General features: G+C 71.7%; 22 protein-coding genes, 1 tRNA gene and 1 riboswitch. Of the genes, 19 read left to right on the top strand and 4 right to left on the bottom strand.

Going from position 1 to position 22,473, the window contains the following annotated elements; translation table 11 throughout:
• Positions 1–179: 179 nt before the first annotated feature.
• The 3 genes from ACFE76_RS11560 (at position 180) to ACFE76_RS11550 (ending at position 3,286) form a co-directional block, all read left to right on the top strand.
• Positions 180–1,040, top strand: a complete 861-nt coding sequence (locus ACFE76_RS11560) for an aminotransferase class IV (protein ID WP_375431904.1) — start codon at positions 180–182, stop codon at positions 1,038–1,040.
• 83 nt (positions 1,041–1,123) lie between these two features.
• Positions 1,124–1,195: transfer RNA gene (locus tag ACFE76_RS11555), tRNA-Val, on the top strand.
• A 69-nt stretch (positions 1,196–1,264) separates the two neighbouring features.
• Entirely contained in the window at positions 1,265–3,286 is a 2,022-nt protein-coding gene (locus ACFE76_RS11550; protein WP_375431903.1) for an aldo/keto reductase, read from the top strand.
• A gap of 83 nt (positions 3,287–3,369) precedes the next feature.
• On the opposite strand, the gene ACFE76_RS11545 is transcribed toward ACFE76_RS11550, so the two are convergent.
• Together ACFE76_RS11545 and ACFE76_RS11540 are read right to left on the bottom strand one after the other, a co-directional pair.
• Positions 3,370–4,254, bottom strand: a complete 885-nt coding sequence (locus ACFE76_RS11545) for a hypothetical protein (RefSeq protein WP_375431902.1) — start codon at positions 4,252–4,254, stop codon at positions 3,370–3,372.
• The gene (locus ACFE76_RS11540; protein ID WP_375431901.1) at positions 4,248–5,108 is read right to left on the bottom strand and encodes a peptidoglycan-binding protein; all 861 of its coding nucleotides are present in this window, start codon (positions 5,106–5,108) and stop codon (positions 4,248–4,250) included. Before ACFE76_RS11540 ends, ACFE76_RS11545 begins: the two co-directional genes overlap by 7 nt.
• Positions 5,109–5,300: 192 nt before the next feature.
• On the opposite strand from ACFE76_RS11540, the gene ACFE76_RS11535 reads away from it, so the two are divergent.
• Complete coding sequence (locus ACFE76_RS11535) at positions 5,301–6,587, top strand: S8 family serine peptidase (RefSeq protein WP_375431900.1); 1,287 nt, start codon at positions 5,301–5,303, stop codon at positions 6,585–6,587.
• Positions 6,588–6,630: 43 nt separating this feature from the next.
• Entirely contained in the window at positions 6,631–9,348 is a 2,718-nt protein-coding gene (locus tag ACFE76_RS11530; protein WP_375431899.1) for a CHAT domain-containing protein, read from the top strand.
• On the opposite strand, the gene ACFE76_RS11525 is transcribed toward ACFE76_RS11530, so the two are convergent.
• Both ACFE76_RS11525 and ACFE76_RS11520 read right to left on the bottom strand, forming a co-directional pair.
• The gene (locus ACFE76_RS11525) at positions 9,327–9,794 is read right to left on the bottom strand and encodes a hypothetical protein (RefSeq protein ID WP_375431898.1); all 468 of its coding nucleotides are present in this window, start codon (positions 9,792–9,794) and stop codon (positions 9,327–9,329) included. The genes ACFE76_RS11530 and ACFE76_RS11525 overlap by 22 nt on opposite strands.
• Before the next feature lie 24 nt (positions 9,795–9,818).
• Entirely contained in the window at positions 9,819–10,412 is a 594-nt protein-coding gene (locus ACFE76_RS11520; RefSeq protein ID WP_375431897.1) for an RNA polymerase sigma factor, read from the bottom strand.
• 242 nt (positions 10,413–10,654) lie between these two features.
• On the opposite strand from ACFE76_RS11520, the gene thrS reads away from it, so the two are divergent.
• From thrS to ACFE76_RS11450, 14 genes are all read left to right on the top strand, one after another.
• Positions 10,655–12,664 carry a threonine--tRNA ligase gene (gene thrS, locus ACFE76_RS11515; protein ID WP_375431896.1) on the top strand — a complete coding sequence of 670 codons (2,010 nt, stop codon included), beginning with the start codon at positions 10,655–10,657 and terminating at the stop codon, positions 12,662–12,664.
• A gap of 4 nt (positions 12,665–12,668) precedes the next feature.
• Positions 12,669–13,307: an HIT domain-containing protein gene (locus ACFE76_RS11510; protein ID WP_375431895.1), complete on the top strand. Its 639-nt coding sequence runs from the start codon at positions 12,669–12,671 to the stop codon at positions 13,305–13,307.
• On the top strand, positions 13,307–13,924 hold the full coding sequence (gene pgsA / locus ACFE76_RS11505) for a phosphatidylinositol phosphate synthase (protein WP_375431894.1): 618 nt from the start codon (positions 13,307–13,309) through the stop codon (positions 13,922–13,924). The genes ACFE76_RS11510 and pgsA overlap by 1 nt, the downstream gene beginning before the upstream one ends.
• Complete coding sequence (locus ACFE76_RS11500; protein WP_375431893.1) at positions 13,908–14,825, top strand: phosphatidylinositol mannoside acyltransferase; 918 nt, start codon at positions 13,908–13,910, stop codon at positions 14,823–14,825. Before pgsA ends, ACFE76_RS11500 begins: the two co-directional genes overlap by 17 nt.
• Positions 14,822–16,015: a glycosyltransferase family 4 protein gene (locus ACFE76_RS11495; RefSeq protein WP_375431892.1), complete on the top strand. Its 1,194-nt coding sequence runs from the start codon at positions 14,822–14,824 to the stop codon at positions 16,013–16,015. The genes ACFE76_RS11500 and ACFE76_RS11495 overlap by 4 nt, the downstream gene beginning before the upstream one ends.
• 33 nt (positions 16,016–16,048) lie before the next feature.
• Complete coding sequence (locus tag ACFE76_RS11490) at positions 16,049–16,702, top strand: CDP-alcohol phosphatidyltransferase family protein (RefSeq protein WP_375431891.1); 654 nt, start codon at positions 16,049–16,051, stop codon at positions 16,700–16,702.
• 8 nt (positions 16,703–16,710) lie between these two features.
• Complete coding sequence (locus ACFE76_RS11485) at positions 16,711–17,589, top strand: DUF881 domain-containing protein (RefSeq protein WP_375431890.1); 879 nt, start codon at positions 16,711–16,713, stop codon at positions 17,587–17,589.
• A complete protein-coding gene (locus ACFE76_RS11480; RefSeq protein ID WP_375431889.1) occupies positions 17,586–17,918 on the top strand; it encodes a small basic family protein in 333 nt (110 codons plus the stop codon). The genes ACFE76_RS11485 and ACFE76_RS11480 overlap by 4 nt, the downstream gene beginning before the upstream one ends.
• Positions 17,911–18,834 carry a DUF881 domain-containing protein gene (locus ACFE76_RS11475; RefSeq protein WP_375431888.1) on the top strand — a complete coding sequence of 308 codons (924 nt, stop codon included), beginning with the start codon at positions 17,911–17,913 and terminating at the stop codon, positions 18,832–18,834. The genes ACFE76_RS11480 and ACFE76_RS11475 overlap by 8 nt, the downstream gene beginning before the upstream one ends.
• A gap of 66 nt (positions 18,835–18,900) precedes the next feature.
• On the top strand, positions 18,901–19,287 hold the full coding sequence (gcvH, locus tag ACFE76_RS11470) for a glycine cleavage system protein GcvH (RefSeq protein WP_375431887.1): 387 nt from the start codon (positions 18,901–18,903) through the stop codon (positions 19,285–19,287).
• 138 nt (positions 19,288–19,425) lie between these two features.
• Entirely contained in the window at positions 19,426–19,998 is a 573-nt protein-coding gene (locus tag ACFE76_RS11465; RefSeq protein ID WP_375431886.1) for an FHA domain-containing protein, read from the top strand.
• Between the two features lie 37 nt (positions 19,999–20,035).
• On the top strand, positions 20,036–20,782 hold the full coding sequence (locus ACFE76_RS11460; protein WP_375431885.1) for a MerR family transcriptional regulator: 747 nt from the start codon (positions 20,036–20,038) through the stop codon (positions 20,780–20,782).
• A gap of 187 nt (positions 20,783–20,969) precedes the next feature.
• A complete protein-coding gene (locus ACFE76_RS11455; RefSeq protein WP_375431884.1) occupies positions 20,970–21,449 on the top strand; it encodes a bifunctional nuclease family protein in 480 nt (159 codons plus the stop codon).
• A 215-nt stretch (positions 21,450–21,664) separates the two neighbouring features.
• Positions 21,665–22,273, top strand: coding sequence for a MerR family transcriptional regulator (locus ACFE76_RS11450; RefSeq protein ID WP_375431883.1), 609 nt, complete (start codon positions 21,665–21,667; stop codon positions 22,271–22,273).
• Positions 22,274–22,362: 89 nt separating this feature from the next.
• Positions 22,363–22,461: riboswitch (glycine riboswitch) on the top strand.
• The last annotated feature ends 12 nt before the right edge of the window (positions 22,462–22,473 follow it).

Raw genomic sequence — 22,473 nt, 5'->3', positions numbered from 1 at the left:
CGGACGACGGGATTCGAACCCGCGACCCTCACCTTGGCAAGGTGATGCGCTACCACTGCGCCACGTCCGCATGCTCCGGGTTCGAGTGCGTCCTCCCCGGTGCGAGGTACGACATTAGCCGAGGGCGCGACGGGAGTCCAAACCGATGGGCGCCAGCGCGTCGCCGCTAGGCTGGCTCGGTGCCGCTCGCCACCTCGGACCGCCCGCTGCCGACCGCGACGCTGAGGGTCTGGGCCGACGGACGGCTGTACGCGGATCCCGCCGAAGCGCGCGTACCGGTCACCGACCACGGCCTGGTCGTCGGGGATGGCGTGTTCGAGGCCCTCAAGGTCACCGCGGCCGGACCGTTCGCCGTCCGGCGGCACCTGGAGCGGCTCGACCGGTCCGCCGCCGCGCTGGCTCTACCTGCGCCTGACCACCGGACCATCCGCGCAGCGATCGACGACCTGCTCGACGGCCAGTCGGTGTCGCTGGCCAAGATCCGGATCACCTACACCGGCGGCCGCGGCCCGCTCGGGTCCGGCGCCGCGTACGGGCCGCAGACCCTGGTGGTCGCGCTCGACGGCGCCGAGCCGGCCGGCCCGTCGGCCACCGTGGTCACGGCCCCGTGGAGCCGGAACGAGCACGGCGCACTGGCCGGGGTGAAGTCCACCTCCTACGCCGAGAACGTCCGCACCCTGGCCTTCGCCGTCGACCGGGGCGGCAGCGAGGCGCTGCTGCTCAACACCGCCGGCCACGTCTGCGAGGGCACTGGCTCGAACCTGTTCGCCGTGCTCGACGGCACCGTCGTCACCCCGCCGCTGAGCTCCGGACCGCTCGCCGGGGTCACCCGCGAGCTGGTGCTGGAGTGGTGGCCTGTGCAGGAGCGAGACCTGACGCTGGCCGAAGCGATGGGCGCCGACGAGGTCTTGCTGACCAGCTCGTTGCGCGACGTCCAGCCGGTCGGCCGATGGGACGACATCACCTACGGCGCTCATCCGGTGACCGAGCGGATCGCCGCGGCCTTCGCCGAGCGTTCGGGCGCCGACCTCGACCCCTGAGCCCGGACCGCGGTGACGCCGACCGAATTGGGCAGCCGAGCACAGCGTGGGTTAGGGTTGTCGACGCCCCGCGAGGGGTATGAGGGCGATTGGCGCAGTGGTAGCGCGCTTCGTTCACACCGAAGAGGTCACTGGTTCGAACCCAGTATCGCCCACCCTCAGCACTCCTGGTCGTGACCATCTGCCGGCCCTTTGGTCGGGAAGAGGCGTATAGGTTGCCAGTTGTGAGCGTTCCCACTGCACCGTCAGCATCCGTTTCCGGTCGCTTCGGCTGGGCCGTTCTCGGTCCGGGCAGCATCGCCAGGCGCTTCGTCTCCCAGCTCCCGTTCAGCGCCCGCGGAGCGCTGGTGGCGGTGGGAAGCTCCGACCCGGACCGGGCGGCGGCGTTCGCTCGGCAGTTCGACGCCGCGTCCGCCCGCACCGGGACCTACGCCGAGGTGCTGGCCGACCCGGGCGTCGACGCCGTCTACGTCTCCACCGTGCACACCGGTCACGCCCACCTCACCCTGCAGGCGCTGGCCGCGGGCAAGCACGTCCTCTGCGAGAAGCCGCTGGCGCCCAACCGGGGCACGGTGATGGCTCTGGTGGACGCGGCCCGAACCAGCGGTCGGAGCCTGGTCGAGGCGTACATGTACCGCTTCCACCCGCAGACGACGAAGGTGCTCGAGCTGGTCGGGGCCGGCGCGATCGGCGATCTCGCCCACATCGACGCCTCCTTCGCCTTCCGCACCGGCGGGACCACCGGCCGGCTCTTCGACGTCGACCTCGCGGGTGGCGGCATCCTCGACGTGGGCGGCTATCCGGTCTCGATGGCCCGCGCGGTAGTCGGCGCCGCCGAGGGTCGTCGGTTCGCCGAGCCGATCGGCCTGACCGCAACCGGGACGATCGGGGCCACCGGCGTCGACGAGTGGAGTGTCGCCCACCTCACCTTCGGCGGCGGGGTCACCGCGTCGGTCCGCACCGGAGTCCGGCAACAGGGCGCCAACACCGTGTCGATCTACGGGTCCCGCGGCACCATCCACCTGAACGACCCGTGGACCCTGGGCGACGACCCCGTGCTCACCCTTGCCGTCGTGGGTGAAGAGCCGCAGGAGCTCCGCTTCGGTGACGCCCGACCGTACGCGCTCGAGGCGGACGCCCTCGCCGCCAGCGTCGGCGTGGGCGAGGCCCCGCAGCTCAGCCTGGACGACTCGCTCGGCAACGCCCTCGTGCTCGACCAGTGGCGCGCGGCGATCGGCCTGCGCTACCCGTTCGAGGCCGAGGACGCCAACATCCCCACGGTCTCGGGCGCTCCGCTGACCGTCGACCCGCAGCACCCCATGACCTACGGCGAGATCGCGGGCGTCGGCAAGCCGGTCTCCCGGCTGGTGATGGGCGTGGACAACCAGCCCGACCTGGCCCACGCGTCGGCGATCTTCGACCATTTCTTCAGTCAGGGCGGCAACACCTTCGATACCGGGTACATGTATGGCCGCGGGCTGCTCGAGGGGCGGCTCGGCCGCTGGATCGCCAACCGGGGCCTCCGCGACGACGTCGTGGTGATCACCAAGGGCGCTCATACCCCGCACTGCGACCCGGAGTCGATCACCCGCCAGCTGCTGGAGAGCCTGGAGCGCCAAGGCACCGACTACGCCGACATCTACATGATGCATCGCGACAACCCCGAGATACCGGTCGGTGAGTTCGTGGACGTGCTCGACGAGCACTACCGGGCCGGCCGGATCCACGTCTTCGGCGGGTCGAACTGGACCCCCGCGCGGATGGACGAGGCCAACGCGTACGCCGCCGCCCACGGCAAGCAGGGCTTCACGGTGCTGAGCAACCACTTCGGCCTAGCCGAGGCGTACGACGTGCCGTGGGCCGGGTGCGTGCACGCCACCGACCCGGCGTCCAAGCGCTGGCTGGCGGAACGGCAGATTCCGCTGCTGCCCTGGTCGTCGCAGGCGCGCGGCTTCTTCACTGGCCGCGCCCGACCCGAGGACCGTACCGATGCCGAGCTGGTGCGCTGCTACTACAGCGACGGCAACTTCGAACGACTGCGACGCGCGAGGCAGCTCGGCGCCGAGCACGGGGTCGCACCCACGGCGATCGCCCTCGCCTTCGTGCTCTGCCAGCCCTTTCCGACCTTCCCGCTCTTCGGTCCGCGCACGATCAGCGAGTGCCGCTCCTCGATGGCCGGTCTCGGTATCGAGCTCAGCCCTGAGCAGGTGGCGTGGCTGGATCTCTCCGGGTCACCCCGCAGCTGACCATCCTGGCCCTCGACATGCGTTAGACGGTCTTGATGACGGCCGCGAGCGAGGAGGTCATCGACTCGCCCGCAGCCGCAGTCTCAGTGCTCCCCGGCCGACGTGCGGGCAGCCTGCCCCGCAGCGGACTGCGCCCAGAACCGCGTCCACTGCCGCGATCCGAAGACACCGTCGCTGAACTCGGCCGCGTTGCCGATCGAGCGCTGCCAACGGCGGACGGCGGCGACCCGGGCGAGGCCGCGTTCGCCGGGGTGCGACCGGGAGGCTCGCCGGAGGAAGCCGCGCCGGAGCAGCTCCGCATCGGTGGCCGCGACCGTCGCCGGGTCCCCGGCCTCCCAGTCAGCCAACGACCAGTGAGCCACGGCCCGGGGTGGGGTGGGTTGTCCGCCCGCGTACGCCAGGATCTGCTCGACGTTCAGCGCGCCGGGATCGCCGTGGTCGTTGATGCTGACGTGCTGGTGGCCGAGTACGCCCCGGAAGCGGTCGTACTCAGGTCCGCTCATCCGGACCGGGCTCGCTCCCGCCGACTGCGGGTACGGCAGCCAAGCCGGAGCGAGCGCGAGCGGCAGCTCCCAGTGCTCGTGCAGCCAACCGACGAACGCGCCCAGGTCGTGCAACGCCTGGTCGTCGAGGTCGGTGACGAAGCGGCCGGAGTCGGCGTGCCGCGGGTCGCAGTAGCAGGAGATCTCCAGCTGGGCCACGTTGTCCCGGTTCTCGCGGACCGCGGTCCCGCTGCCGTCGACGAGTGCGCGTGCCGACCCGTTGACCGGCAGGTGCTGGCGCCAGGCGTGCCGCCAGGGCTCGTACGTCAGGGTCGGGGTGATGGCGCCACCCTGGTAGCCCGGCCAGCCGCCCGCGGACTCGGTGGTGTGCAGGACGAGCTTGTCGATCCGGGGCATGGTGATGGCGCCCTCGCCGAACCATTGGCTCCGCAGGTCGGCCGGCGGGTAGAAGCGGCGGCTCACCATTGCGGGTTCACCACCTTGGCGTAGGCCCAGCGGCCCTCGCGCGACTTCTCCAGGTGCAGGTGCGGTCCGGTGACGTTGCCGGTCGAACCGACGTAGCCGATCACTTCGCCGGCCTTGACGCGCTGCCCGACCGTGACCGTACGGCGGGACTGGTGGGCGTACATCCACACGTGCCCGTCCTCGCCGGCGATCTGGGTCCAGTTGCCGTAGGCGCCGCCCCAGTCGGCCCGGACGACCTTGCCCGAGACGACGGCGACGATGGCTGAGCCGTTGGGCGCTGCGTAGTCGCAGCCGGTGTGGAACCCGGCGGCGTAGCGGCGGTCCTTGATCCCGAACGGGTACGTCGGCCGAAAGCCGGGCACCGGGCTTTTGAGGTTGCCGCCACCGCCAGCAGCCGGGATGTCGTGGCCCTTGCCGCTGACCAACAGCTCCCAGGTGCGGGGGCCCGGATAGCCGTCGGCGTTCGGACCGGTCCAGCCCTGCGCCCGCTGGAACGCCGCACAGGCGTTGCGGTCGACGACCCCGAAGTCGGGGCTGGCCCCGACAGCGTAGAAACGCTTGGCGCCGCGGGCGATGAGCATCGTGCCCAGCCGGGTGACGGCCGGGTCGCTGTGCCCCAGCGTGAAAGCCTTGCGCCCCGGAAAGCGGTCGGGGTCGGCCGGGACCGCGGCGAACGCGGCCATCGCGACGGCCGGTACCGGCACCGGGTCGTCAGCGGCCTCTGGCTGAGCGGTGTCCTCGGGAGTGAACGTCACCTCGAAGAGGTCGCTCGGATCGGGGACCGGGGTCTGGAAGTGCTCGGTGTCGGGCAGGGTGGCGACGTCGGCCGTCTCCTGCGAGGTCAGGGTGCTCATGCTGGGTGCCCTCCTGGTCGAGGCGCCGGCGTGGCCGCTCGGGTGTATGGAAGGAGGACGTTCCCGGCGCACGGCTGATACAGGGCTCGAGTCGATCGAAAAGATTTCCGGTAAAGGCACAACTCGCGAACAACTGGACATTTGCTGGAAAAGGCGGTTCCGCCGGCGACCCCCGATCACTAGCATTCAGCCATGTCTGCACTCGACGAGGAGATCAATCCAACGGTCGACCTCCTCGGCGGGCCGTACGCGTACCGACAGCGCGACATCGTGGTCGCCAGCCAGCACGCCGCCCTGGTCACCGGGCTGCTGGGCGAAGCCGGGGTCACGGTTGACGAGGTCAAGGCGAGCGAGCTGCTCGGGCTGACGCTGCTGCAGCTCGAGGACGTCGAGGCCGCAGCCGCGGCGATGGTGGCGCTAGTCGGCGAGGCCGAGGGCCGCCCCGAACCAGACCAGCCGTTGGACCAGGTCCTCTGGGCGCTGCGCACGTTGAGCGGCCGCCGGTATGCCCAGTGGAGCCCGACGATCGGGAAGAACCGTCTCGTGGGTCAGGTCCAAGGTGTGGGTCGGGTCAACCACAGCGGCGGCGGCGACCCGATCCGGGCAACGGCGCCGGGCTGGAGTACGCGAGCCACCGGCCCGGGCCGTGGGACACGGGTGGGCGTGCTGGACACCGGTCTCTACCCGCAGCCGTGGCTAGCCGGCGGCTGGGCGGCGCGCTACTCCGACCTGACCGGCGCTGTCGACACCGCTCTTTACGCGGACGGGCACGCCACCTTCATCTCGGGCCTCATCCTGCGCGAGGCCCCCGGGGCAACGGTCGAGGTCCGGCGAGTGCTGCAGTCCACCGGTGTAGCAGCGACCAACGGGAGTGCCGACTCCTGGAGCGTCGCGGAGGCCATCGTTGACTTCGGGCGCAGCGGACTCGACGTCCTGAACCTGTCATTTGTCTGCTACACAGAGGACGGTAACCCGCCGCTGGTCCTGAGCACCGCGATCGACCGGCTGCCTCCCGACCTGCTGGTCGTGGCCGCGGCCGGTAATCACGGCGGCGTGGCCGACCCCGAGGGCCGGCCGCTGCGAGCTGGGCAGGCGACTAAGCCGGGCTGGCCTGCGGCCCTCGACGACGTGGTGGCTGTGGGTGCGCTCGAACCTGACCTGGCTACGAGCGCATCATTCTCACCTGATGCTCCATGGATCGACGTACTCGCGCCAGGGGTTGATGTGACCAGCACCTACCTGCCCCGGGCCCGGCCGGATGAGAGCAGCCCGGCGGTCGAATTCCCCGACGGGTGGGCCACCTGGAGCGGTACTTCCTTCGCGGCAGCGACGGTGAGCGGCGTGGTTGCGGCCAGCACCGAGCCTGGACGGGTCTCGGCCCGCTCTGCTGCCGAGGACCTGCTCGCGTCGCTTCCCGAGACCGCGCAACCGGCGCTGGCTTGGAGCGGGGCCAAGGTCTTGAAGCTGGCCCAGATCTGACGCTGTGCTCTCCCCGCCACCGCTGGTTGCTGCCAAGCTAGACGTGAGCCAGGACAGCGCGCTGGAGGTGCTTCGACTGGCGGCCGCGGAGCCGGCGCGGGCGGAGGAGCTCGGAAGCGCGCTCGAGCGGCGGGCCGCGGAGGAGCATGACTGGGCGGCGGTCGGCATCACCCGCCGGGCGCGAGGCATCGCGGCACTGCACCTGGGCCGACTCGACGATGCCGTGCTGCACTTTCGCGGCGCCATCACGGCGGCCAGTCGAGCTGATGACCAGACCCTGGTCGGCGAGGCGCGCGGCAGTCTGGCCTCGGCCCTGGTCCAGCGGGGTCAACCGGCGCAAGCCTTCACCGAGATCGACGCAGCACTGAGCGTCCTGACTGGTCTCGCCGCTGCGCGAGCTCGGGTGCAACGCGCAGCCATCCTGCAAGAACTCGGGGAGGTCGACCGAGCGCTTGACGACCTCCGGGTGGCGTTGCCGGTGCTACGCCACGCTCAGGATGTGCAGTGGGAAAATCGAGCGCTGTCCAACCGGAGCTTGCTGCTGATGACTCGGCGACAGTTCTCGGCTGCTGAGGCGGATCTGCTGCGGGCTCGCGCGCTCTGCGCCGAGCATGGGCTGGTGAGTCCGGCCGCGTACGTGGAGCAAAATCTGGGTTGTCTCCACACTGACCGCGGTGACGTGCCTCGCGCCCTCAGCCACTTCGACGCGGCGGCCGAGCTGTACGCCGCCACCGGCACCCAGGAGGGATCGCTCCTCGTCGACCGGGCCAAGGTGCTGCTGTCGGTCCGGCTGGTCACTGAGGCGCAGGCGGCGGCCGAGGCAGCCGTACGAGTCTTCGCCGACCAGAAGCGGCGGGTGCACCTGCCCGAGGCTCAGCTGCTGGTCTCGACGGCGGCACTCCTGGCGGGTGACTACCTGACCGCTGCCGCCGCCGCCAAGTCCGCCGCTGCGGCGTTCGGTCGGCTCGGTCGGCCCGAGTGGCGGACGCTGGCCCGGTACGCCGAGGTGCAGGCTCAGGTGGGCGCGGTGGCCGGTGACGGCGGTGACGTCCGGCGGGAGGCGGGCCGGACGTCGGTCCGGCTGGCCCACGTCCGGTCGGTCGCGGACGACCTCGAACGAGCCGGCTGGACCGTGCCCGCGATGGAAGCGCGCATCCTCGCGGGCCTGCTCGCCCTCGGCCGCGGCCAGCCGGCGGCCGCCCGGCAGGACTTCGCCATCGCTGCCCGGGCTCGTCGCTGGGGACCTGCTGAGGTGCGGGTGCGCGCCTGGCTGGGGGAGGCGTTGCTGCGCGAGGCCGAAGGGTCCCGACGCGGCGCCCGGTCGGCGTTGCGGGCCGGCTACCGGATCGTCGAGGAGTACCGCGAGTCGCTGGGTGCGACCGAGCTGCGCGCCCACGTGTCCGCCCACCGCGGCGCGATCGCGCGCGCCGGTCTGCGGATGGCCCTGCAGGACGCCGACCCGGCCGCCGTGCACGAGTGGGGCGAACGGGGACGCGCCAGCGCGGACGTGCTGCGCCCCGTACGGCCGCCTGCCGATCCCGCGTTGAGCCAGAGCCTCGGCGACCTGCGGACCACCATGGCCGAGATCGAGGAGGCCCGGGGCGAGCGGGAGCCGACCGGCGCCCTGGTCGCCCGACAGATGGCGTTGGAGCGGCAGATCCGCGAACACACCCTGCGGTCCGACGGTGATCACGCCGACGGCGACGCGACCCGGCCGCGGCGCAGTACCGTGCCCCGGTTCCGGCAGCTGGCGGCCGAGCTCGGCTCGACGGCGCTGGTCGAGTACGTCGACCTCGACGGCCGGCTGCACGCCGTGACCCTTGTCGACGGCCGGGCCCGGCTGCATCCGCTGGGCGACGACTCCTACGTCCGGCACTGCCTCGACCACCTGCCGTTCGCGTTCCACCGGCTCGCCTCCCCGACCACCCGGGCCTCACAGCTGAGTGCGGCCGAGCAGGTGTGGCGGCGGGCGGCCGACACCCTGCACCAGGTGCTGCTCGCGCCGCTGGCCGGCGTGCTGGGCGACCGAGCCCTGGTGGTCGTGCCGACCGGTTGGCTGCAGTCGGTGCCGTGGGCGGCCATCCCGTTCTGCACCGGGCGTCCGGTCAGCGTCGCGCCGTCAGCGACCCTCTGGTCGGGATCCCGGCACCGACGGCCGGCGAGCGAACGCCGGCTGGTGGTGGCCGGACCGGGCCTGGCCGGCGCGGTCACCGAGGCGCAGGCCGTGGCGGCGCTCTACCCCGGCGCTCAGCTGTTGCTGCCCGCCGAGGCGTCCGCGGCCGTCACCGCCGCCGGTTTCAGCGGAGCCCGGCTGGTCCACGTCGCCGCGCACGGTCGGTTGCGCTCGGACAACCCGCTCTTCTCGGCCTTGATGCTGGGGGACGGCCCGTTCACGGTCTACGACCTCGAACAGCTGACCGACACCCCGTACGAGGTGGTGCTCGCTGCCTGCAGCACCGCCCTGTCGAAGGTCACGGTCGGCCAGGAGATCCTCGGGCTGGCGAGCGCCCTGCTGATGCGCCAGACCGCCTCGTTGGTGGCGCCGGTCGTGCCGGTGCCCGACGCGGAGACCACGCCGGTGATGACGTCCTACCACCGGCACCGCCGCCAAGGGCTCGGTCCGGCGGCCGCGCTGGCCGCGACGCAGCAGGAGTTCGCGGGCGGCACCGTCCGGGAGCGGATCAGCGCCGCCGCCTTCATCTGCATGGGTTCCGGGGACGGCGCGACCGGCCTCGACGCTCAGCCCTCCGGCTTGACGTAGGTCCACTCGGTGACGGTGGTGCTGCCGGTGCGGCTGATCCGGAACCGGAAGGCCCCCTCGACCGGCAGCTGCAGGGTGAAGCAGCCGAGGTCGTCGGTCACGACCTGGAGCGACAGTCCGTTCGGCCCCTCGACGGTCACCTCGCGCACCCCCTCGGGCACGATCTGGCCGAAGAGCGTCTCGCCGGTGATCTCGATCTCCATCGACAGCGCTTCAGACTCGAACACGACGGTGCGGGTGTCATCCACCTCGCGGGTGCCGGCGAGGTCGCGTTCGAGCAGGGAGTCATAGACCAGGCTGGCCAGCTCCTCGTCGAGCGAGGCGTAGGAGAAGGCGTCAGAGGCGTTCGCCAGCAGCAGCTCCTCCTGCCCGTGCCGGGCGGCGCCCATTGCTTCCTTGAGCGCGGCGAGCAGCGCGTCGTCGTCGCGGTAGATCTCGGGTTCCATCTCCAGTGCCTCCTATCTCGTTTCTCAGGTGTCGTCGGTGGTGCGCAGCGCGGCGATGGCGGGGCTGCGTCGCAGGCGGTCGAGGGCACGGGCACGGGTGGGGCCGATGCTGCCGATCGGGATCTGCAGCCGGTCGCTGATCTCAGCGTAGGAGGGCGGCGGGTCCTCGATCAGCAGCGACAGCAGCTGCCGGTCGCGTTCGGACAGACCCGCGAACGCGGTCAGCAGCGCCTCGTGCCGCTCGGTCTGGACGAGGCCGTCGGTGAAGTCGTCGGACCATGGCTGCCAGGTCGGACCGGACGAGACGCCACGGTCCAGGATCGGCTCCAGGCTGGTGACCCGTTTGGATGACGCGAGCAGTCGCAGGCACTCGTGCCGGGTCGTGGTCACCAGCCAACCCGGCAGGGCGGCCGGTTCACGGAGCCGGTCGAGGTGCTGCAAGAGCCGTAACCACACCGTCTGGGTGACGTCGGCGACGTCGGCCGAACCCAGCCGGTAGCGCGACGCCACCGACAGCACCAGCGGCATGAAGCGGCGGACGAGATCGTCCCACGCGGTGCGGTCCCCGGCCGCCGCGGCGCGCACCAGCGAAGAAACGGTGACGTCGTCATCATCCACGTCCCACTCCTGTTTCCTCGGGCGCCGGCTGCGCTCGACATCAGGACAGATGGTCCGGGCGGGGGCCTGATACATGAAACCAGTGCTGAGGGGTGCGGGGACAGCCCTTCGCCTGTAGAGATCTCGCTGACGCCGACCCGCGACGGGGCCGGAGCGGACGGTGCGGAGCGTCGGCGCCCGGCGGTTTAGGCTGGGCCGGGGCCCTCAGCTCCGATCCGTCACTCTGGGAAGGTCCCCTGAACGTGCCCAGCATCTCGATCACCCTCGTCCGCGACGACGCTCGTGAGCAGCAGGTGGTCGAGACCGGGACGACTGCGCTGGACGTCTGGGGCAGTGACCGCACCGTCGTCGCCGGCCGGATCGGCGGCGAGCTGGTGGACCTGAGCCGTGAGCTGGCCGACGGCGACGTCGTCGAAGCGGTGCTCATCGACTCACCTGAGGGCCTGAACGTGCTGCGCCACTCCGCCGCGCACGTCGCCGCCCAGGCCGTGCAGGCGCTGCACCCCGAAGCCAAGCTCGGCATCGGTCCGCCGATCGTCGACGGTTTCTACTACGACTTCGCCCTCGCCGAGCCGTTCACGCCCGAAAGCCTGCGTGAGCTCGACAAGCTGATGAACCGGATCGTCAAGGAGCGGCAGCGCTTCCGGCGCCGCGAGGTCAGCGACGACGAGGCCCGCGCCGAGCTGGCGGACGAGCCGTACAAGCTGGAGCTGATCGCCGACAAGGGCTCCGCCGCCGGTGGGGAGGACGCAGCCAACGTCGAGGTCGGCGCCGGCCAGCTCACGATCTACGACAACCTGCGCCGTGACGACTCGGTGGCCTGGCGCGACCTCTGCCGCGGCCCGCACCTGCCCCACACGGGCTACATCCCCGCCTTTGCGTTGACCCGCAACTCCGCCGCCTACTGGCGCGGCGACCAGGCGAACGCCCAGCTCCAGCGCCTCTACGGCACGGCCTGGCCGAGCCGGGAGGCGCTCAAGGCGTACCAGACCCGGCTGGAGGAGGCGGCCAAGCGGGACCACCGGACCCTCGGCCGCGAGCTGGACCTCTTCTCCTTCCCCGAGGAGATCGGCTCCGGACTGGCCGTCTTCCACCCCAAGGGCGGCATCCTGCGCAAGGTGATGGAGGACTACTCGCGGGCTCGGCACGTCGACGCGGGCTATGAGTTCGTCAACACCCCGCACATCACGAAGGCCGACCTCTTCGACATCTCCGGCCACCTTGGCTTCTACGCCGAGGGCATGTTCCCGCCGATGCACGTCGACGAGGAGCGGCACGCCGACGGCACCGTCAAGCGGCAGGGCCAGGACTACTACCTCAAGCCCATGAACTGCCCGATGCACTGCCTGATCTTCCGGGCCCGGGGCCGTTCCTACCGCGAGCTGCCGCTGCGGCTGTTCGAGTTCGGCAGCGTCTACCGCTACGAGATGTCCGGCGTGGTGCACGGGCTGACCCGAGTCCGCGGGATGACCCAGGACGACGCCCACATCTACTGCACGCCCGACCAGCTGCAGACCGAGATCAAGAGCCTGCTGCAGTTCGTCCTCGACCTGCTCGCCGACTACGGCCTCAACGACTTCTACCTCGAGCTGTCCACCCGTAACCCCGAGAAGTCGATCGGGAGCGACGAGGAGTGGGAGCAGGCGACCCAGGCGCTCCGCGACGCGGCCGAGAGCACGGGGCTCGACCTGGTGCTCGACCCTGGTGGGGCCGCGTTCTACGCCCCCAAGATCAGCGTCCAGGCGCGGGACGCGATCGGACGCAGCTGGCAGCTCTCCACCATCCAGGTCGACCTGATGCTGCCTGAGCGGTTCGGACTGGAGATCACCGCCGCCGACGGCACCCGGCAGCGCCCCGTGATGATCCACCGCGCACTGTTCGGCTCGATCGAGCGCTTCCTGGGCGTGCTGGTCGAGCACTACGCCGGCGCCTTCCCGCCCTGGCTGGCTCCGGTCCAGGTCGTCGGCATCCCCGTCGCGGGGGAGTACGACGGTTATCTCGGCGAGGTCGTGCAGCAGCTGCGCGCCGCCGGGGTGCGGGCCGAGGTCGACACCTCCGACGACCGGATGCAGAAAAAGATCCGGACCGCGCAGAAGGCCAAGGTGCCGTACATGCTGATCGCCGGCGGCGACGACGCGGCGGCCGGTGCGGTCTCGTTCCGCTACCGCGACGGCACCCAGAAGAACGCCGTCCCGGTCGCGGAGGCGGTCGCTGAGATCACCGACGCCATCGCCCGGCGGGTCCAGGTCTGAGCGCGTGAGCGAGCCGAACGACCCCCAGCCGACAGACGACGCAGCCGCGCTCCCCGGCGGTCCGGACGGCTTCGAGCGTCTCTGGACGCCGCACCGGATGGTCTACATCGGCGGCCAGGACAAGCCGACGACCTCCGACGCGGCGGAGTGCCCGTTCTGCACCATCCCGCAGCGCGACGACCGCGACGGCCTGATCGTCCACCGCGGCCCGCTGACGTTCAGTGTGCTGAACCTTTACCCGTACTCGCCCGGGCACCTGCTCGTGTGCCCGTACCGGCACGTCGCCGACTACACCGACCTGACCCTGGCCGAGACGGCCGAGGTCGCCGCCATGACCCAGCAGGCGATGCGGGTCGTCCGGGCCGCGAGCGCGCCGCACGGCTTCAACCTCGGCCTCAACCAGGGCGCGGTCGCCGGCGCCGGCATCGCCGCCCACCTGCACCAGCACGTCGTGCCGCGCTGGGCCGGCGACGCGAACTTCCTGCCCGTCGTGGGCCAGACCAAGGCGATGCCGCAGCTGCTCGACGACACCTGGCAGGTCGTCCGGGCGGCCTGGGACGGGTTGGCCCCTTCGACCGGCTCAGGACAGAGCCCTTCGACCGGCTCAGGACCAGCCCCTTCGACAGGCTCAGGACACAGCTGATGCTGGAGCGGTTCCGCGGCCTCTCCGCGGCGGTGCTGGGCCCCCTGGTCCGGCTCCTGCTGCGGCTCGGCGTCTCACCTGACCTGGTCACCGTCCTCGGCACGGTCGGTGTGGTTGCCTCCGCCCTGATCTGCTTCCCCCAGGGCTGGCTCTGGCAGGGCGCCCTGATCGTCACGTTCTTCGTGCTGTCGGACATGCTCGACGGCCAGATGGCCAAGGTCAGCGGGTCGGCCAGCAACTGGGGGGCGTTCCTCGACTCCAGCTCCGACCGGCTCGGTGACGCCGCCGTCTTCGGCGGGATCCTCCTCTACTTCACCTACGAGGACCACTCGACGCTGTGGACGGCGGTCGCCCTGGCCGGCCTGGTCTTCGGGCAGTGGACCTCCTACGTCAAGGCTCGCGCCGAGAGCCTCGGCTTCACCTGCTCGGGCGGGCTGGCGGCCCGGGCCGACCGGCTGGTGATCATCCTGGCCGGCGCGCTGCTCGCCGGCTTCGGCGTCCCGTACGTGCTGCAGATCGCGGTGCTGGTGCTTGCGGTGACCAGCATGATCACCGTGCTGCAGCGGATCGCCCAGGTCCGTCGGCAGGCGGTCGTGCTCGATGTCCGGCCTGTCTGAGGGGGCTTGGGCGGACCGGGCCCGGGACGCGGTGCTGCGCGGGCTCTACCGCCTCGGCTGGCGTACGGCCTCCCGGCTGCCGGAATCGCTCGTCCGGGTGCTCGTCGGGGCTCTCGGCCGGCTCGCGGTCGTACGGCCCGGCCGGCACGTCCGGCAGCTGCGGCACAACCTCGCGGCGGCCACCGGCACGACCGTGCCCGACGGGCTGCTGGCCAGGGGAGTCGCGTCCTACCTGCGGACCTTCTGGGAGGTGCTGGCCTTGCCGGGCTGGTCGGCGACCGCCACGGTCGGACGGGTCCAGACGGTGGGGGAGCAGGCGCTGCGGGACGCGTACGCCGGGCCGGGTGCGGTGGTCGCGCTGCCGCACAGCGGCAACTGGGACCTCGCCGGGGCCTGGGCCTGCCGGACCGGGATGCCGGTGACCACGGTGGCCGAGCGGCTCTCCGAGGCCGAGTACCAGGCCTTCGTCGCGTTCCGCGAGTCGCTCGGCATGGAGGTGCTCGCCCACGGCGACCCCGGCGTGATCTCAGGCCTGGCGGGGGCGCTGCGTCAGGGCCGGCTGGTCTGCCTCGTTGCCGACCGCGACCTCGACGGCACCGGCGTACCGATCAGGTGGGCTGGGCGTGCGGTCACGATGCCGGCGGGACCGGCGATGGTGGCTCGCCGCACCGGCGCCGTGCTGCTGCCGGCCGTCTGTTCCTACGAAGCCCAGCAGATGGTGATCCGCTTCGGGACGCCCATCGCCCACCGGCCGGGCCGGGCCGGACTGGTGGCGATGACCCAGGAGGTGGCGGACTTCTTCGCCGCCCGGATCGCCGAGCAGCCGCAGGACTGGCACCTGATGCAGCCCTTCTTCGACGCCGCCCCCTACGCCAACCCGCACGCCGGAGCGCGACGATGAGCAGCGACGGGCTGCGCGTCGGGCTGGTCTGCCCCTATTCCTTCGAGCGACCGGGCGGCGTGCAGAACCACGTGCTGGGGCTCGCCGCCCACCTGCGCGACGCCGGCCACGACCCGTACGTGCTGGGCTGCGGCGACCCGGCGGCGCTGGCCGGGGTCGACCTGGCCGACGACGACCTCCGTCGGCGCTTCACCTCCGCCGGTCGGGCCTGGCCGGTGCGCTACAACGGCTCGGTCGCCCGGCTGACCTTCGGGCCCGGCAGCGCCCGCCGGGTCCGGCGCTGGCTGGCTGAACACGACCTCGACCTGCTGCACGTGCACGAGCCGATGACCCCGAGCGTCTCCGTCCTCGCGCTCTGGGCAGCCTCGGTGCCGGTGGTGGCCACCTTCCACACCGCCACCCCGCGGTCGCGGTCGATGCGGCTGGCCGGCGGCACGATGCGCGGCACGGTGGCCAAGATCGACGCCGGGATCGCAGTGTCCGCACCGGCTCGGCAGGTCGTCCGGCAGTACCTCGACCGCGACGCCCGACTGATCCCCAACGGCTTCCGGGTGGCCGACTTCTCCCCGGCCCAGCGCTCCGGCGGACCGTGGCGGGGCGGGGCGCGACCGCGGCTGGTGTTCCTGGGCCGGGTCGAGGAGCCGCGCAAGGGGCTGGACGTGCTGCTCGCCGCGCTGCCCGCCATCCGCGCCGCCGTCCCTGGGCTCGAGGTGGTGGTGGCTGGGCACGGCCACCGGGCGCTGCCCGCCGGGATCCGGCGCGAGGCCGACGTCCGCGACGCCGACAAGGCCGCGTTGCTGGCCGGGGCGGACGTCTTCGTCGCGCCGCACACCGAGCGGGAGAGCTTCGGCATCGTGCTGCTCGAGGCGATGGCCAGCGGGGCCCCCGTCGTCGCCAGCGACCTGCCCGCGTTCACGGCGCTGCTGCAGCACGACCCGGACGCGCCCGGCCGAGCGCTCGGCGAGATCTTTCCCGCGGGGGACGCCCCTGCCCTGGCCGCGGCGGTCCGCACCGTCCTGGCCGGGCCGGACCCCGTCCGGGTGCAACGCGGGCTGCAGCACGCCCGCCGTTTCGACTGGGCCGAGGTGGGACCGCAGGTCGTGTCGGTCTACCGGGACGTGCTCTCCCCGCACGGGGCCGACCCACCGCCCCGGCTGCCCGTCGGGGCCGGACACGCCCCCGCGACGTAGGAGGCCGGGGCTCACGGCATCTAACCTGGACGGGTGATCGGCGACCAGCGGGGGAGTGCGGGGCCTGCCCCGCCGCCGGCGCTGCCCGCCGTGGTCGCGAGCTACGACACCGACAAGGTGTGGACCGTCCCCAACATCTTGAGCTTCGGCCGGCTGGCCGGGGTGCCGTTGATGGTGTGGCTGATCCTGGTGCCGCACTCCGACTTCCTCGCCGTGGTGGTGCTGGCCGCCGCCGGGTTCACCGACTGGCTGGACGGCTTCCTCGCCCGCCGCTGGCACCAGACCTCCCGGGTCGGCCAGATGCTCGACCCCATCGCCGACCGGCTCTACATCCTGGCGGTCGTCGTCTGCCTCGCGCTGCGGGCGGTGATCCCGTGGTGGCTCGTCGCGGTGCTGGTCGCGCGCGACGTGCTGATCTTCTTGCTGGTGCCGCTGCTGCGCACCCGCGGCTACTCCTCGCTGCCGGTGCACTTCCTGGGCAAGGCCGCCACCTTCAACCTGCTCTACGCCTTTCCGCTGATCCTGCTCGGCGCTCCGGACGGGATGGACCTGGCCGCCACCCGGGTGCTCGGCTGGGCGTTCGCCCTGTGGGGGACCGGCCTCTACTGGTGGGCCGGCCTCCTCTACCTCGTCCAGACGCTGCAGCTGATGCGTACCGTCCCCCAGACCCACCGCCTCGTCGGCTGACCGCGACCATGCCTGCCACCCCCAGCCCAGCCACCACCAGCCCAGCCAGCACCAGCCCTGCTGCCGCCCCGGTGCGGTCGTCACGTCCGCCCGACGCGAGCATGGACCTGCTGCTGCAGATCATCCGTCAGCCGATCGACCCCGACTACGCGATCGTCGCCGCCCGCGACGCCCGCGACGGCGTCCGGTCGTCGCGCCGGCACTGGCTGCTCGCCGCGGCGGCTGTACTGGTCGGGGCGCTGTTCGCCGTGGCTGCGCTGCAAACCACCCGGTCGGCGCCCGCGCTGGAGTCCGAACGCCGCGGGCTGATCGCCCGGGTGCAGAACGCTGAGACCGCCCAGGACCAGCTGCGGGACCGCGCCACCGCACTGTCGGCCGAGAACGCGACGTTGCGGGCGGCCGCGCTCGGTAGCGACGCCGGTTCCCAGGAGCTGCAGAGCCGGATCAACCGGCTCGACCCGGTCGTCGGTCTCGTCGCTGTCCGGGGTCCCGGGGTCGACGTGGTCGTCGACGACGCGCCCGGTACCGCCGACGACGAGCGGGACCGGGTGTTGGACGTCGACCTCCAGATCCTGGCGAACGGGCTCTGGCAGGCGGGTGCGGAGGCGGTGGCGATCAACGGCCACCGGCTGAGCGCCCTCACCGCCATCCGCAGCGCCGGGGACGCCGTCACCGTCGACTACCGCTCGCTGACCCCGCCGTACCGGGTCGAGGCGATCGGCAACCCGAAGACCCTGCCGGCTGCTTTCGCCGAGACCGCGGCCGGCCCCTGGTGGCACGACCTCGCCCAGAACCGCGGCATGCGGTTCACCATGGCCGGCGCCGACGACCTCGTGCTGCCGGCCGACCCCGGGCTGACCCTCCGCTACGCCAAGGAGGCGCGATGATCCCCCTGCTCGGACTGCTGGCCGGGATCGTGGTCGGCTTGGTGCTCGAACCGAGCATCCCGCTCGTGCTGCAGCCCTACCTGCCGATCGCGATCGTCGCGGCCATGGACGCGCTGTTCGGCGCGTTCCGGGCCTATCTCGAGGGCAGCTTCAGCGACCGGGTCTTCGTGGTCTCGTTCGTGTCCAACGTGCTGATCTCCGCCGCGATCGTCTACGTCGGCGACCAGATCGGCGTCGGGTCGCAGCTGTCGACCGGCGTGGTGGTGGTGCTGGCGATCCGGATCTTCACCAACGTCGCGGCCATCCGGCGGGTCCTGTTCCGTGCCTGAACCGTTCCGCCGCGGCGCAGCCCGGACGCCGGACGCCCCCTCGCGCCGGCGGCTCAGCGCGCTCCGCCGCAGCCAAGCCCGCCTCAGCACGACGCGTGCTGAGCCTGCCGAGGGCGGAGCAACGCGCCCTGAGCCTGCCGAAGGCCTCGACGAGCTTGCGCCTACGGCCCATCCAGGCGCCACCGGCTGGCGGCGGGTCTGGCGCTCGCTGGTCAACCCGGGACGCGGCCAGGTGATCGCCGCGGTGATGTTGTTCGTGGTCGGGATGGGCGGGGTGATGCAGATCCGGGTCAACCACGCCGACGACACCTACACCAACGCTCGGCGCGAGGACCTGATCCAGCTGCTCGACGGTCTTGGCTCGGAGTCGCGCCGGCTGGAGAGCGAGATCGCCGACCTGGAACGAACCCGCAGCGAGCTGCAGTCGGGCGCCGACACCCAGCGGGTGGCGCGGGAGGAGGCCGAGCAGCGGGCCTCCGAGCTCGCGATCCTCGCCGGCACCGCGCCCGCGGAGGGGCCAGGGATCCGGCTGCGGATCGCTGACCCGCAGGCCAAGGTGGGCCCCGACGTGCTGCTCGACGCCGTCGAGGAGATGCGTGACGCCGGCGCCGAGGTGATCGAGGTGAACGACACGATCCGGGTGGTCGGCAGCAGCTGGTTCGGTGGGGACGCGAAGTCCCTGGTCATCGACGGGTTGCCGGTCCGTCGGCCGATCACCCTCGAGGTCGTCGGCGACCCGCACAGCCTCGAGGAGGCGGCCCAGTTCCGTGGCGGGATCGTCAGCGAGATCACCGGCCCGACGATCGGCGGCCAGGTCCAGATCGACCAGGCGGACAGGGTGGTGGTGGAGTCCTTGCACCCTGCGCGAGACACTCAGTACGCTCAGCCCTCATCGGTGCCGCCCACCCCGCGCTGAGCACCGCTCGACCGGGTCCGGTGCGCGATCGCGCGGGCCGCCCGACCACCACCAACCAGGAGATCCGTGTCGGACTATCCCGAAGACCTCAAGTACTCCCTCGAGCACGAGTGGGTGCGCAAGGGCAACGCGGCGCTCGTGCGCGTCGGCATCACCGAGTACGCCGCCGACCAGCTGGGCGACATCGTCTTCGTCTCGCTGCCCGCGGTCGGGGAGTCCGTCGCTGCCGGTGACGCGTGCGGTGAGCTGGAGTCGACCAAGAGCGTGTCGGACCTGTTCTCCCCGGTCCCGGGCGTCGTGTCGGCGGTCAACCCGCTGCTCGAGACCAGCCCCGAGACGATCAACAGCGACCCGTACGGCGACGGCTGGCTCTTCGAGCTCGAGCTGGATCCCGACGCCGACCTCGACGCGCTGCTCGACGCAGACGCATACGCCGAACAGGCCGCCGGCTAGCGGTATTGGGGGTTGACCAGGGGTTCTGGCCGTCCCACGGCGCGGCTACAGTAGCGCCATACCCTCAGCCTCGACCTTTGATCGACCCCCGCCCGACCGCGCCGCCGACCGCCGAGTCTCAACCGAAAGCCGACGCTCATGCCGTTCTGCACCAACTGTGGCCACGACAACCCAGAAGGCTCCAACTTCTGTGGCCAGTGCGGGTCCGCGCTGAACGTCCCGGCGGCCGCCGCCGTGGCCCCGTCCCCGGTGTCGGTCCCCACGCCGGGACCGAGCGAGACCGCCCGGGTCGAGGCCGACCGGCCGTCCGCCGGTGACACCACCAAGACGATGGCGGCCGTCGTCGAGGGCGGGGACCCCGACACCCTGCTGTCGGCCGACGAGGAGGCCGCCGTCCGCGCGCTGCCGGCCGGGTCGGCCCTACTGATCGTGCAGCGTGGCTCGAACGCCGGAAGTCGCTTCCTGCTCAACACCGAGAGCTCGACCGTGGGCCGCCACCCGGAGTCGGAGATCTTTCTGGACGACATCTCCGTCTCGCGGCGCCACGCCACTTTCGAACGGACCTCGCGGGGCACCCTGGTCCGCGACTCCGGCAGCCTGAACGGCACCTACGTCAACCGCGACCTGGTCGATGAGATGCTGCTGCAGCCCGGTGACGAGGTGCAGATCGGCAAGTTCCGGCTGGTCTACTACGGGAGCACGCAGGCCTGAGCGCGAGCGGCCACCGACCCCGATGACGAACCCTCCCGTGTCGAACCAACCCGAGCTGAGTCCCGCTCCTGCCGGGCCCGCCTCCTCGGTGACCCGCAGCATCGGCCAGATCCTGGCGACGCTCAAGGGCGAGTTCCCCGACATCTCCATCTCCAAGATCCGGTTCCTGGAGTCTGAGGGGCTGATCGCCCCGCAGCGCGCCCCGTCGGGCTACCGCCGCTACTCCGGCCACGACCTCGACCGGCTGCGCTACGTGCTCAGCGTCCAGCGCGACCACTACCTGCCGCTCCGGGTGATCAAGGAGCACCTGGCCCTGATCGACAGCGGCCAGCCGGCTCCCTCGCTGCCCGCGGTGGCCCGGAACGGAGTCGAGGACGAGACCGAGACACGCCCCGCCCCGACCCCGCCGGCTCCGGCCCCGACCCCACCGCGCGCTCCGGTCCGGATGACCCGGTCCGACCTGCTGGAGGCCAGCGGCCTCAGCGACGCCGCGTTGTCGGAGCTCGAACGCACCCAGATCGTGCAGCCGCGCCGCGGCACCGTGCACTACGGCCGCGACGCCCTGACCATCGCCATCGCCGCCCGCCGGATGGCTGAGTACGGGATCGACGGCCGGCACCTCCGAGCCTTCAAGATGTCCGCCGACCGCGAGGTCGGCCTGGTTGAGCAAGCCATCGCGCCGCACGTCCGTCGCGCCGGCGGCAACCGAGACGTCCAGGGCGAGGTCACCCAGCTGGTGATCAGCTTCCACGCCGCCCTGGTCCGTACGGCGATGGAGAGGTAACTGTGCCTTTTGCCCTCGCTCCGCTCGGGCGTGGATCGCGCTCTGGCCCTCCGTCGACGTCATCGCCGGTGAACGAAAAGCGTGTTCACCGGCTCCTCCTTTCGACAGAGGCGCGCGATCCGTGCCACCCGAGTCTGGTCGTTGGCCCCGACGGTTCCTGGAGGATCTGGGACGTAGGGTGAGAAGCATGCGCGAGCTCGATGTGGTGGGTGTCCGGGTGGAGATGCCGTCGAATGCGCCGATGGTGCTGCTGCGCGAGGTGGGCGGTAGCCGTTACCTGCCGATCTGGATCGGCGCGAGCGAGGCCTCGGCCATCGCGAACGCCCAGGAGGGCGTCGTCCCACCGCGTCCGCTCACCCACGACCTGATGGTCGACACACTGTCCACCTTGGGTCACCGGCTGACCGAGGTGCACATCACCGAGCTCGAGGGCGGCACCTTCTACGCCGTGCTGCTGGTCGACGGGGTCGAGGTCAGCGCCCGGCCCTCCGACGCGATCGCCCTTGCCCTGCGCGTCGGTTCGGACATCTACTGCGCCGACGACGTCCTCGACGAGGCTGGCATCGAGATCCCCGAAGCCGAGGAGGACGAGGTGGAGAAGTTCCGCGAGTTCCTCGACCAGGTCAACCCGGACGACTTCGTGACCGGCGAGGAGCCCAGGTCCTGACCCTCGACCACTGGTCGAGAGTCTCCGCGGGCCTGCCTGCGACGAACCTCAGGTTGGAGTCGAGAGTTGGGACCTAAGTCCCGAGTCTCGCGGCGTGTCGTTGACCGGCCCGAGCAGCGGCCCGTAGCGTCAGCCGGGTAATGCCGACCATGGAATTACGCACGGAGAAGTCGGGCGAAGATCTGCCCGGTCGGCACGAGACCCGGAGGCCAGACGTGAGCAGCACCGAACGACCCGTCGACGCGGCGGTGCATCCTCGGTCCGACGAGGACGGGGAGGCGCTCGGCGCTGCCCAGGGTCTGCTCTTCGAGGGCGACTTCTCTCCGATGCCGAGCGACCTCGGCTTCCGCGGCCCGGTGGCCTGCAGCGCCGCCGGCATCACCTACCGCCAGCTCGACTACTGGGCCCGGACCGGGCTGGTCGTGCCCGAGGTCCGGGGCGCCACCGGCTCGGGCACCCAGCGGCTCTACAGCTTTCGCGACATCCTCATCCTCAAGGTGATCAAGCGGCTCATCGACGCCGGCATCTCGCTGCAGCAGATCCGGACCGCCATCGACCACCTGCGCGCCCGCGGCGTCGACGACATCACCGAGGTGACGCTGATGAGCGACGGCGTCTCGGTCTTCGAGTGCACCTCCGACGACCAGGTCATCGACCTGCTCCGCGGCGGCCAAGGCGTCTTCGGCATCGCCCTGGGCGGGGTCTGGCGCGACATCGAAGGCACCCTTGCCGCACTGCCGTCGGAAAAGGCGGTCACGGAAGATCCGATGGCTGCCACCTCTGACGAGTTCTCCCAGCGCCGCCGCGCCCGCGCTGCCGGCTGAGCTGCCCGCCGCCAGAGCTGCCCGACGTGAGTTGACCCCCGGGACAACTGGGTTCTGACCAGTCGGCCAGGTAAGGTCGGACACGCCGCAACGACGACGCGGGAGAGCTCGCCGGATCAGCGATGACCGGTGGCGCCGAAGGGGCAACATCCCCGGAACCTCTCAGGCACCCAGACCGCGTCCGCCTGGCAGCTCTGGAA

It is taken from the genome of uncultured Friedmanniella sp. (assembly GCF_964244005.1).
GTDB lineage: Bacteria > Actinomycetota > Actinomycetes > Propionibacteriales > Propionibacteriaceae > Microlunatus.
This window is presented reverse-complemented; position numbering and strand designations above follow the sequence as displayed.